The organism is Gordonia effusa NBRC 100432, assembly GCF_000241305.1.
Lineage (GTDB): Bacteria > Actinomycetota > Actinomycetes > Mycobacteriales > Mycobacteriaceae > Gordonia > Gordonia effusa.
This window is the reverse complement of sequence record NZ_BAEH01000093.1, coordinates 22,443-34,202: the sequence shown is the minus strand read 5'-3', so window position 1 is coordinate 34,202 and position 11,760 is coordinate 22,443. Positions and strand designations below refer to the sequence as shown.

At 62.3% G+C, this 11,760-nt stretch carries 12 protein-coding genes; 5 read left to right on the top strand and 7 right to left on the bottom strand.

Translation table 11 applies throughout. The features are described 5' to 3' along the window. Both GOEFS_RS16300 and GOEFS_RS16295 read right to left on the bottom strand, forming a co-directional pair. Positions 1-665, bottom strand: a 665-nt coding sequence (locus tag GOEFS_RS16300; RefSeq protein ID WP_007319036.1) for a biosynthetic peptidoglycan transglycosylase, incomplete at its 3' end; no start/stop codon positions are given. A gap of 96 nt (positions 666-761) precedes the next feature. Then, positions 762-1,175, bottom strand: coding sequence for a DUF5318 family protein (locus tag GOEFS_RS16295; RefSeq protein ID WP_007319035.1), 414 nt, complete (start codon positions 1,173-1,175; stop codon positions 762-764). Between the two features lie 507 nt (positions 1,176-1,682). Between GOEFS_RS16295 and GOEFS_RS16290 the strand changes: the two genes are divergently transcribed. Both GOEFS_RS16290 and GOEFS_RS16285 read left to right on the top strand, forming a co-directional pair. Continuing rightward, complete coding sequence (locus GOEFS_RS16290) at positions 1,683-2,390, top strand: PadR family transcriptional regulator (RefSeq protein ID WP_007319034.1); 708 nt, start codon at positions 1,683-1,685, stop codon at positions 2,388-2,390. Then, entirely contained in the window at positions 2,383-3,477 is a 1,095-nt protein-coding gene (locus GOEFS_RS16285) for an inositol-3-phosphate synthase (RefSeq protein WP_007319033.1), read from the top strand. Before GOEFS_RS16290 ends, GOEFS_RS16285 begins: the two co-directional genes overlap by 8 nt. Positions 3,478-3,592: 115 nt before the next feature. On the opposite strand, the gene GOEFS_RS16280 is transcribed toward GOEFS_RS16285, so the two are convergent. From GOEFS_RS16280 to GOEFS_RS16260, 5 genes are read right to left on the bottom strand one after another with little or no spacing between them, the layout of a single operon-like run. Continuing rightward, positions 3,593-4,945, bottom strand: coding sequence for a TerD family protein (locus tag GOEFS_RS16280; protein ID WP_007319032.1), 1,353 nt, complete (start codon positions 4,943-4,945; stop codon positions 3,593-3,595). Then, positions 4,942-5,826 (bottom strand): HAD family hydrolase, encoded by an 885-nt coding sequence (locus GOEFS_RS16275; RefSeq protein WP_007319031.1) that lies wholly within the window; start codon positions 5,824-5,826, stop codon positions 4,942-4,944. The genes GOEFS_RS16280 and GOEFS_RS16275 overlap by 4 nt, the downstream gene beginning before the upstream one ends. Continuing rightward, positions 5,823-6,959 carry a cysteine protease StiP family protein gene (locus GOEFS_RS16270; RefSeq protein WP_007319030.1) on the bottom strand — a complete coding sequence of 379 codons (1,137 nt, stop codon included), beginning with the start codon at positions 6,957-6,959 and terminating at the stop codon, positions 5,823-5,825. Before GOEFS_RS16270 ends, GOEFS_RS16275 begins: the two co-directional genes overlap by 4 nt. After that, positions 6,956-8,254, bottom strand: coding sequence for a phosphoribosyltransferase family protein (locus GOEFS_RS16265; RefSeq protein WP_007319029.1), 1,299 nt, complete (start codon positions 8,252-8,254; stop codon positions 6,956-6,958). Before GOEFS_RS16265 ends, GOEFS_RS16270 begins: the two co-directional genes overlap by 4 nt. Next, entirely contained in the window at positions 8,254-9,444 is a 1,191-nt protein-coding gene (locus GOEFS_RS16260) for an HpcH/HpaI aldolase/citrate lyase family protein (RefSeq protein WP_007319028.1), read from the bottom strand. Before GOEFS_RS16260 ends, GOEFS_RS16265 begins: the two co-directional genes overlap by 1 nt. A 217-nt stretch (positions 9,445-9,661) precedes the next feature. Here GOEFS_RS16260 and GOEFS_RS16255 point away from each other — a divergent pair, with 217 nt between their 5' ends. Genes GOEFS_RS16255 through GOEFS_RS16245 form a run of 3 tightly spaced genes read left to right on the top strand, consistent with a single transcriptional unit; the run spans position 9,662 to position 11,753 of the window. After that, entirely contained in the window at positions 9,662-10,282 is a 621-nt protein-coding gene (locus GOEFS_RS16255; protein WP_040525295.1) for an AIM24 family protein, read from the top strand. 11 nt (positions 10,283-10,293) lie between these two features. Then, a complete protein-coding gene (locus tag GOEFS_RS16250) occupies positions 10,294-10,992 on the top strand; it encodes an AIM24 family protein (protein ID WP_007319026.1) in 699 nt (232 codons plus the stop codon). Then, entirely contained in the window at positions 10,989-11,753 is a 765-nt protein-coding gene (locus tag GOEFS_RS16245; protein WP_007319025.1) for an AIM24 family protein, read from the top strand. The genes GOEFS_RS16250 and GOEFS_RS16245 overlap by 4 nt, the downstream gene beginning before the upstream one ends. The last annotated feature ends 7 nt before the right edge of the window (positions 11,754-11,760 follow it).

Sequence of the window (11,760 nt, the reverse complement as noted above, 5' to 3'; positions counted from 1 at the left end):
GCTGCTTCGGCCGGCGTGATCTTGCTGAGATCTTTACGGAAATATGCCTGTGCCGCGGCGGAGACACCATAGGCACCTCGGCCGAAATAGATGGTGTTGAGGTAGGCGGCCATGATGTCGTCCTTGGACCACTTACTCGACATCTTGGTAGCGATCGCGAGTTCCTTGAACTTACGGGTGTAGGAATGCTCGTCGCCGACCAACGCGTTCTTCACGTACTGCTGGGTGATCGTCGAACCGCCACCCGCGTCGTCGCGGCCGGTGAATTTGCCGAGTACCGCGCGCGAAAGGCCGCGGACCGAGAAGCCGCCGTTACTGCGGAACTCACGATCCTCCGCGGCAATGACCGCATCTTGGATCGACTTGGGGATGTCGGCGATCTTGACGTCGGTGCGATTACCCTCCGGCGGCACGACCTTGGCGATGGTCTTGCCGTTCGAGTTGAGAATCAACGCCACTTGATTCTGCTTGATATCGCCGGGGCGTGGTACGTCGGCTGTGACGTAGACCGCCATGAAGGCGACGATCGCGATGAGCGCGACGGCGGGAATTCCGACGCCGACCAGACCGACCACCCAGGAGATGACCCGCTGTCTTTTGCGCACCGACTCAGTCTTGGTCGGCTCTTTCCCAGTCTCGCTGGGTGAACCATTTCCGGCTGACATTCAAGTGCCCTTCGTTTTCCTGCACGGTCTGACGACCAGCGTACTTATCTGATGGTCGCATCTGAAACCGAAACTTTGTGTCGGCAGCGACGTGAGTTACTTGGCCACGCGTCGTGTACGCGTTCTTGTTGGCCGCAGACCAAGAACGAAAGACTGAACCAAATGGTTCCAGTGACATGTGCGACACACTTCCACGACATGCACCGAGAACTCCTCGTGTACTGCTGCCATCCGGTCAAGTTCGTCGGCCGAGCGCGCCGATCCCGAAGCCTGACCAAGTTTGTCACCGAAAATCCACGATACGAGGGTGACCTTCTCTTTGCGGCAGATCGGGCAGGTGATCTCGCTCGCCGCACCGTGGAACTTGGCTGCTCGCAGTAGATACGGGTTGGCGTCGCACACCTCACCAACGGCTATTCGTCCGGCGTAAACGTCAGACAGCACCGACTTACGGGTGAGGGCGTAGTCGATCACCTCGCGTCGCGCCGAGGCCTGCCCTTGCGGTTGCACGCGTCCAGCCTAGCTGTGCGTCGTGACGTCGGGATGTGAAGCACGCCGCAACACCCGTTGGTTCGATGTCGACGAGTGTTTGCGAGCCGTGGTCGAGTGGCCGTGGCTGCCCAACCTCGGTGGTCGAGTGCCGGCGAGCAATCTCGTTGGTCGAGTGGCCGTGGCTGAAATCCTCGATGGTCGAGTACCGGCGAGCTCGCGAGCCGGTGTATCGAGACCTCGCACGACGACTCGAAAACGTATGCACTGCACCGTGTCTAGGTTGCATGTCGTGGCAGTGGCCTTAATACACCTCGACCACCCCCATAGTCGCCGCCCGCAGAGTCCGCGCCGCTACCGCAATATCCCGCAACTATCCATTTCGCGGTGACGATGGTCACCGAACTACCCCCTGTTATATCGGCGCGATACATTCGCGTGTAGCATCGAGTTCACCGATTTTGGTGATACTGCGTGCCGTCACATCGACAGCGCACGACCGACTGATTCTGTGAGGAGGCGACGCATATGCTCGAAATGGCTGTGCTGGGACTCCTTCTTGAATCGCCAATGCACGGCTATGAACTGCGCAAACGCCTGACCGGGCTACTCGGCGCCTTCCGTGCCTTCTCCTATGGCTCGCTCTACCCGACGCTGCGTCGGATGCAAGCCGACGGGCTCATCGTCGAAGATGACGGGCCGCAGGGAGTCAAGGTGCGCCGCGGACGTCGCGTGTACCAAATGACCGATACCGGTCGCGAACGGTTTGCCGAACTCGTCGCCGATACCGGGCCGCAGAACTACACCGACGACGGTTTCGGGGTCCATCTCGCCTTTTTCAGCCGCACACCGGCTGTCGCGCGGATGCGCATCCTCGAGGGCCGCCGACGTCAGGTCGAAGAGCGGCGTGAGGGTCTGCGCGAGTTGGTTGGCCGGTCGCGCGGATCATCGGATCGCTACTCCCGGCAGCTCCACGAGCTCAGCCTCGAGTCGAGTGAGCGTGAGGTCCGCTGGCTTAACGAACTCATCGCCGAAGAGGCATCCGGCGAGGTAACCGCTCCGATGCCGTTGGGGCAGATACCCCGGCATACCGAAACCACGATCGACAAAGATTTGGGCGTCGACGGACCGCCGGTAATCACCGGAGACGTCACCGATGCTCCCAAGAAAAGAACCCGGGCGCCGCGGCAGTCGGCCGCGACGCCTCCGAGAAAAGGAGAACCCGACCATGGGTGAGCCCAAAAAGGTGCGCGTTGCCATTGTGGGCGTAGGTAACTGCGCTTCATCCTTGGTACAGGGCGTTGAGTACTACAAGGACGCCAACGAGAACGAGACCGTTCCCGGTTTGATGCACGTGAAGTTCGGCGAGTACCACGTCCGCGACGTCGAATTCGTCGCCGCGTTCGACGTCGACGCCAAGAAGGTCGGCTTCGACCTTTCCGACGCGATCGGTGCCAGCGAGAACAACACCATCAAAATCGCCGACGTGCCGCCGACCGGCGTCACCGTTCAGCGCGGTCACACCCTCGACGGCCTCGGCAAGTACTACCGCGAGACCATCACCGAGGCGGACGGCGACGGCGTCGACGTCGTCCAGATCCTCAAGGATTCCAAGGCCGATGTCCTGGTCTCCTACCTCCCCGTCGGCTCCGACGACGCCGACAAGTTCTACGCGCAGTGCGCCATCGACGCGAAGGTCGCCTTCGTCAACGCGCTGCCGGTGTTCATCGCCTCGGACCCCGAGTGGGCGCAGAAGTTCGTCGACGCCGGTGTACCGATCGTCGGCGACGACATCAAGAGCCAGGTTGGCGCGACCATCACCCACCGCGTGATGGCGAAGCTGTTCGAGGATCGCGGCGTGGCCCTCGATCGCACCTACCAGCTCAACGTCGGCGGCAACATGGACTTCAAGAACATGCTCGAACGTGAGCGCCTTGAGTCCAAGAAGGTGTCGAAGACGCAGGCGGTGACCTCGAATCTGAAGGGTCAGCTGGCCAACAAGATCTCCGACAAGAACGTCCACATCGGACCGTCGGACCACGTCGAGTGGCTCGATGATCGCAAGTGGGCCTACGTGCGACTGGAAGGTCGCGCCTTCGGTGACGTTCCGCTGAACCTGGAGTACAAGCTCGAGGTCTGGGACTCCCCCAACTCGGCCGGCATCATCATCGACGCCGTGCGCGCGGCGAAGATCGCCAAGGACCGCGGCCTCGGTGGCCCGATCCTCCCGGCATCGGCCTACCTGATGAAGTCCCCGCCCGTGCAGGTCGCCGACGACCTTGCGCGTGCCCAGCTCGAAACCTTCATCATCGGCGCGGAATAATCCGCCGCGGCTAGCCCGCAAACCCCGCACTAACGGTCAAACCCAACACGTTTTCGTGTTGGGTTTGACCGTTTCAGTCGGGTTTGCGACTAGGACGGAAGCTGAGCCGCGGTCACTATCGTCCGAGGAACGGTCCCAGGAACGGCAACGCCTTGGCCGGTGTCTTCGCGTTCAGGCCGTCGCCGATCGCGTGTAGTTTCCAGTCACTGCCGACGCGGACGATGGTCGCCATAACCATTGCGGTGAACGGCATTCCACCTTTCAGCGTGTAGCGAGCCAGCTCGGCATTCGTGGTCGAATCGACGAGACGACAGAATGCGTTGTCGACCTGCTCGAAGGTCTGCCCCCGGTATGACGTCACGATGAAGAGCAACGTGTCAACATGCGGTGGAATCTGCGGCAGGTTGACATTGATGACTTCGTCGTCGCCTTGCCCCTCGCCGGTGAGGTTGTCGCCCGAGTGCACGATTGAACCATCCGGCGAACGGAGGTTGCCGAAATAGATTGTGTCGACTGACTGTTGGCCGGAGAACAGGATCACCGACGCGTCGAGGTCGATGTTCGCACTGCGTCCGCCGCCGCCAAACCGGCCGCCACTCTTGCGAATTGGGTCCCAACCTAAGCCCATCCGGATCTGAGTCAGAGCTACGCCGCCGTCTTTGCGCAGCGTGACTTTCTGCCCTTTGGTCAGACTGACTGGTCGCGCTTTGGTCAGGCTGATCTCGCCACCGGCTGGAGCTGGCGCCGGCGGATACGAGGGCTGCGGTTGGTACGACGGCGGCGGTGGGGTGGCCGGCGCGCCGAAATTGGGAGCCGGATAGCTCGGTGGCTGCGCCGGGGTGCCGTAGCTTGGCGCCGGGTAGTCCAAGGTGGGCGGAGCCGATGCCGGCGGAGCACCCACCGGCGCGGTCGGAGCCGCGGGCGCCGCCGGTGTGCTCGGCGGAGCTACCGGTGTGCTCGGCGGCGCGGGGGCGTCATCGACGGTGACACCGTGATCGCGCACCAGGTCGGCGAATCCGCCGGCATAGCCCTGCCCGACGGCGCGAACCTTCCAATCGCCTTGGCGCCGATACACTTCCAGCGCGATAACCACAGATTCGGTATTCAATCCGTCGATCTGATAGGAGTACAACTCGGTGCCGTTTGCATCGGCGACGTGAGCGGTTGGCGCGGGGTAACGGCCGAAGTTGCTCGACGCATCGTCGAGCGTGATGACCGCTCGAATCTGATCGATGTCGGCTGGCACGTTGCGGCTGTTGATATGCAGCGAGGCGCCCGACGGTCCGGTTACGAGATTGACGCCCGGCCCAGTCGGCTGGTTGAAGAACACGAAGTCGGCGTCGGAACGCACCTTACCGGTATCGGTAACCAACAGCGCGGAGACGTCCGCTGGAGCGGTGAGCGTCACCGACACCACGAGGTCGGTGGTCGTTAACGGCCCATTCTGGCCCTTGACTAAAGGAGTCACGTCATTCCTATTCGGTCGGTATCCAGGGCGGTGCGGTATTGCATCCAGGAAAGAATTTCCTCGCCGGCCAACGCCCCACGCCCGGCGGTAACAGTTACATTAGCGGCTTGCCAGTTCAACAACTCCAATTCCCCGTGACAGGGTCGGATCGCGGTGTCGGCGGCAAGGAGCAGGTCGTGGTCGAGCCAGCCGTCTCCCGCGGCGAGCATGGTGTGCGACGGTGACAATGTGCCTTCCTCGACGAGGCGCCGTCGCACTTCGGCGATTGCCCCACTCTTCGTCACGGCCAGCGGCATCGTGTAGATCTTGCGGCCTTGTTGCGACGCACTCCATCCGTTCGCGGTGCAGAATTCTTGCCAGGCGGGCAGAAAATCGGGCGGCTGCAAACTGGGCTCGACGACGAGGTAGCAGAACAAATCGTCGGCGACGCGTACCTTGCGGACCCAACCATCGACCTGGTGAGCGGCCGGGACTCGTTGGGTTAGCGCCACGAGAATATCGTCGAGCGATGTCCCGTCGGCGGCGACGCGTCGAGCGATATGGCTGTGCCACTGAGGATCTCGCACACCATCGACCAAGATGGCACCACCGTTACTGGTCACCGCGCAGCGGTACGGGCCGCCCGGCAGCGATATTCGCTGGTACTGCTCCGGGGTGCGGGTGGTGGTGGGCACCACGACCGTCGTCGCCGCCAGCGCTGTCAACTGCTCGGTCGCCCGCAGCGTCATATATGACAACGGAGCGCCCTCGTAGATTTCGACGCACTGTGGCGACGTGGAGTGAAATTGATTCTCGCCCATAGCGTTTCGCGAGTAGATCATCGTACGGTCGAGGTCCGTCGCGACCAGTGTGTGATCTGCCACCGCGGTTGCCTCGGTCATTGGGCGTCACTGTCGACGGGGGCGATCAAACCCATACAGGAGTACGCCAGATCATCGACAACCTCAACCGGAACACCGCGATCGGCGGCGAGCAGCCGGATGTGAGCATGCTCGGGAGCGTCGACGTCGCGCACAAGGATCTTCCACGGCACCCGGCGGAGCAAGACGCGTGTCGTTTCCCCAACGCCGGGTTTCACGAAGTTCACCGACGAGATGCCGTACTGCTCGCGAACCTTCTCGACTGAAGCCCACCCGGACCATGTCGGGGTACGGTCCGATGCGGCGATCTGTTCGGCCCGGTGTGCCGCCGCTGCCTCGACGGTGGAAAATTGCTCGGACACTGTGTCTAGCAAGGTATTCGAGACGTCGAATGGTGTCAGATCGCGGTAGAACTTGGCGCCGTGGAACTCGCCCGGTCCGATCAGCTCGTCGTTCAGGACGGTGCGCGATACCAGCCCCGAGACCGTCGAGTTAAGGCATGCCGACGCGATGAGAAAGTCGCTGCGAGTGCCGAAGGTTCGTACGCACGACCCGGGGTCGGCGAGGACCGCGAGATCGTCGTTGAGCGCCGGCCCACCAGCTTGTTCGTAGTCGCGCAATGCCTCCGACAATTCTTTGGCTATCGCACCTTTTCCGGTCCATCCGTCGACAAACACGATGGATGACGGATCATGATGCGCCACAAGGTAATCAAGCGCGACCATGTCGATGCCGCGATCACGCACGATCGATACCGCATAATGCGCCCAGTCGACGCCGTGCCGGTATGCGGCCCAGCGGCGCATGAGGATGCCGACCGGCGTCCCGGCCCGGGCTAGCGAAACCAGCACCAGATCCTGTCCCCGATCGTTGATCAGGAGATCGGTGACGGCACCGACTGCCTCGGCTAACCTCGGTGCCGACGCGGTCAGGGTCTCGTCGAAGAGCAGCCGGTAAGAGTCAGTTGGCTGGTACTCGATCGGTAGTGACTCGGCATAATGTGCGGTGCCTTCTTGAATGCGCTTCTCGCGTAACGAGATATCGGCTTCCAACTCGACATCGGACAGGTCCTTGAGCAACCAGGTCACCTCGTCGGCGGCATAGGAGCCGAAGGCGGGGCCGGTCAACGGTTCAGTGGTCACTCCGGTGGTCATCGGGCTGCCTTCACATGTGCGCGGCCATCACGAAGACCCGCCTGAGTTGGCGCGGGTACCACCACGACGAGAACGTCGTGACCCGCTCGAGTGACGACGTCGAGCAAACCGCCCGGCGCGCGCAATTCGTGGGAGTCGGCCGGAGTGTCGATCACCAACACGATCGCACTGGGCTGTGCCGCCGATCGGCTCGCGTTGTACAGGTAGCGGCGCGCCGTCGAATCAGCTTCGGGCGCAATAAATTCAAAGCCGCGACGTAACGGGTATCCATCCGCGTCGATCACAATGGCCGGTGATCGAGTGGTGGTCTGGTACCCGACGTCGCGTCCGTCGGCGGATATCTCCTCAGCGATGCGTTGTGGCAGATACATCAATTCCTCGTGCCCGACAACGACAATGTGGTCCTGCGGGAGCCGAGTGCCGATCAATGTCGCCGCGTCGCAGGCCGCCGCGGTGAACCGGTCGTAGTCGTCGGCGAGGAAGCCGAAGCGTCCGCCGTCGGGAACGTCGGACGGCCAGTCGATGACGAGGAAATCGGCGGAACCTGCCTGTGCGGCAATCGGATTCAGCGGTGTAGTAACTAGTTCAGCAACCGCGGCCGGCAACTCGGGCGGCAACGCCACGGCGCCGTCTGCTAGCGCGACGAACTCGATGTCAACACCGAGTTCGGCTGCGGCGGAAGCGTTCTCGGCGCGATGTGCCGGTGTCCGCATGTCAACGAGCGATGCCACCACATAGGCCGGATGCGGAGCGATCGAGTGCAGGGAGCGAATGGCATCGATCGCGGTTGCGCCGGTTGAGATCTCGTCGTCGACGAGAACGAGTGGCGCGCGGTTGTCGGAAAATAGGTCGGCCGACGTCGGCTGGATCAGATGGCGGGTGGCGTGCGAGTGCCCCTCGGTGAACTCGCCGAGTACCACAACGTCGGGGCCGGTACGACGCGTCGATTGCAAGTAGCAATGGCTTCGCAGATGAGCGGCCACGCCGTGGCCCAATCCCGTTGCCGTCTCGGCGAATCCGAATACCGTTGCGGCATCGGTCTGGGTGTCGGGCGCGAGTCGGCGTAACGCCTCGGCCACCAAGTCACCGAGGGATTCGGCTGCCGCGCGGACGCGGAGTGGATCGGTTGGGATATGTTTGCCCAGCACTGTCGAGACCAGCAGGTGCGCGCGGCGCGGATTGCGGCGAAGGCCGGGAATGACGAGATCGGTTGCCTGCCAAGATGAATTAGTCAAGCCATCGGCTACGGATAGGTCGAGGTGACGTGCGGTCCACTGCGGTGACGAACTATCCATCAGTTCGATGTCACCAACTCGGTGAGCAGGTCGACGAACGTGATCCCAGGGTTAGTCACCCCGAAGACCGAAGCGCGGGTGAGGACCTGCTGTGCCCAAATCCGGTGCGGCTTAGCTTCATTCATTTTATTCCCATAGGTCGACGCGCGGACGCCGCCCGCTTTCGACGCGGTGATGTCGAGTGCGTCGAGATATTCCTCGTGAGTCACGGCCGACAGCGCATTGACCGGCGCCACATGCGACGGATGGATGACGGTCTTGCCGTGAATGCCGTTAGCGCGGTCGAGCGCGATCTCGCGGAGCAGACCGTCGAGGTCACGGCTCACCAACTGTTGACGGAACCGGACGGCATCGTTCTCGGCGAACGGCGTGGTGCGCAGCATTGGCCGGAACATCCGTTCGTGATCGGCGAAGTACTCCCAGACCGGGCCGGTAATAATGAAACCGGATTGGTCTTGGCGGCCAAGGTAATTCACGACACCGGTGATGGCTTCGGCGATAACCGAGACGTCGTAGATAGTCAGATCTCGGTCGCGCCGGATGCCATACACGCCACACATATCGGTCGCGCCGATCCGAGCCGCCAGGACATGGTTTCGATAGCGACCGAGTAGTTCGGAAATGCCCTGCAACTGTAGGTCGCGGCTCTCGCGGTAGACCAGCTCGGGTGATTCGAGCACGGGCATCACGTAGAGATGTTTGCCCAGATAGGCCGCTGCCTCGGCAACGGCGATCAGGGCGGACTCGGACGCGGTGGTGAACTTTGGCACCACGAATCCAGTCAGGGCATCGACGCCCTGGCCAAGGCGTTCGACCAATCGGGTGATGTCACCAGCGGTACGGGTACGGACGAAGAGCAGCATCCCCGCGGCGGACGTGCCGGCGAGCGCGTCGAGGGTGCTGACCGTCTGCGTGAGGCCGACTTCGAGTTCGTCGTCGGCGACGGCATCTTCGAGGTCGATCACCATCGAGCGCACGCCATCGGCGCAGCGCCGGCCGATGGTGGCCGACAGATCGGGCCGGGTACCGGGGACGTAGAGCGTGGCGCCGAGCGCATAGGCGAGGCGCTCCCGCTCGTCGTCGTCGGAAAAGGGTTGTGGTGGCTGCAGGAAGAGCCGTTCGGTGATGGCCGGCGTCAGATGATTGAAATAGCGCAGGGAGGTACGGACTGGCTCCGCGGAAATACTCATGGGGCGACTCCTCTCGCTGCAGGCCCCCGGAAAGCGACATCCGTGATGGTACCGGCGAAATCGGACGCGTGTGCGCCAGCCAAATGACCTTGACGTGAAAAGCCCGCAGAGGGTGCCCCACCGCGGGTCGGTGGCGCTATTGTCGTAATCGCTGGTTGCCGTGTTCGGTGTGAAATGGCGACCCACCAGTAATTACTCCTGCGAAGGGTTCCATTTCATGCAACTCGTTTCGAAGACGAAGCGGGTCGTCGAAGCTCATCTCAACAACAGTTCTATCCGGGCGTTGAGTGGTTCGATGATCGCGTTCGAGGGTCAAGTGTCGTTCAAGTCCGCGGGATTCGGCGGCGGGGACGGTCTGCTTGCCGGGATAAAACAGAAGGCCACCGGCGAAGGACTATCGCTGATGGAATGCACCGGCAGCGGCATTGTCTACCTCGCGCAAGATGCGGCCAATGTAACCGTCGTCGACCTGACCGGCGAGACCTTGCAAGTCGAATCGCAACAACTTTTGGCGTTGACGCCAAATCTGTCGACCAATATCACCTTCGCGGGCGTCCGCGGTGGTATGTCGGGGCAGGGACTGTTCACCACGACGGTCACCGGGCAGGGACAAGTCGCGCTGTTGTCCAAAGGCGGTCCGCTGATCCACCTCGAAGTGTCGCCGCAGTTCCCGCTCGTCGTCGACCCGGATGCGTTCGTCTGCGCCCGTGGGCAGTTGTCGCAGTCTTTCGTCACCGACGTGTCCTGGCGTAGCGCAATCGGGCAGGGTGGCGGCGAGGCGTTCTCGCTTCGCTGGGACGGCACCGGCGTCGTATCCATTCAGCCGGCCGAGCGATAGGGAGGACGCAGATGTTTACCAAGGTCAACAGCAAGGTGGTATCGGTCAATCTGGCCCAGGCGGGGCAGATCGTCGCGCGGCGTGGAGCGATGTTGTTCTACACCGGTCAGGTCTTCTTCCAGCCCCATCAGATTCCCGGCATGGGCGGTGGCGGTGGAATGGGTGGCCTCGCGGGGATGGCCGGTCGAATGATGCAGGGCGAACACGAGGCCACGATGATCGCGCAGGGCAACGGCGTCGTGCACTACGGGTATCGCGGGCTCGAATTGGAAGTCGTTGATATGAGCCAGGGCGGCGAGATGCGCGTCGAAGCGTCGAGGCTCCTGGCCTACACCCAGGGACTGCAGGCGTCGGTGGTGTCGACGACGTCGTCGGGCGGCGGGGGCGGAGGCGGCGGCGGTCTTATGGGCGCATTGCGTTCGGCCGCAAGCGGAGTCGCGACTGGGCAAGGCATGTTCACGACGCAACTCACCGGCGTCGGCACCGCGGTCATTCTGGGTCACGGCGGCTTCATTCAGTTGCAGGTGACTCCGAATAGTCCGCTGACTGTGGACCCGCAGGCGTTCGCGGCGTCGGTCGGACAGATTCAGACCAACCTGCGTTCGACGGTGAGCTTCCGCAATATGGGCCGCACCGGCGGCGAAGCCTTTCAACTCGACTGCACCGGGCAGGGTGTGGTGTTCGTGCAAGCATCGGAGCATCGACTATGAGCCAGCTCAATACCGTCTGGAGCCCCAACAACCTCCCGGTGGACGACAACATCCCGGACAATCAATACTCGTTCTGCATCGACCTGGCTAAGCCGTGGTTTCTGTCCAAAGGCGCGATGATCGCCTATTACGGGCAGATGAACTTCACGTCGCTGCAGCACGGTTTGCAGGGACAGCTCCTTCAGATGGTGTCGCAGCAGTTCTCCGCGCCGCTCTATTTGGGCGACTATGTCGTCGCGGAGGGCCACGGCAAACTGATCATCGGCGATCGCGGCTATGACATCAATTCCTACGACCTCGAAGACAACGGCAACCTCACCATCCGTGCGTCGAATCTCCTTGCGTTCGAACCGAATCTGTCGTTGAACCAGTCGATCGTGCCGGGTTTCGTAACGCTCGTGGGCACGGGCAAGTTCTTGGCGTCGTCGAATGGTCCGGTGATGTTCGTCGAGCCGCCGGTGCGCGTTGATCCGGAGGCGATGGTCGGCTGGGCAGATTGCCCGTCACCGAGTCACCACTACGACCAGGCGTGGGTATCGAGTTTCATCGCCGCCGCGGGACACGGCTTAGGTGTGCGTTCCGGCGAGGAACGACAGTTCGACTTCACCGGTGCCGGAACGGTTTTGGTGCAATCGAGTGAGAAGGTCATCAACGATCAGCACGTGATCCGCAATATCACCGGGCAATTGCCCGGGATCTCGACATCGGGGCTACAGCAGATCAACTCGCAGATTCAGCAGCAATTGGGCCAGCAGCAGTAGTCGAGGC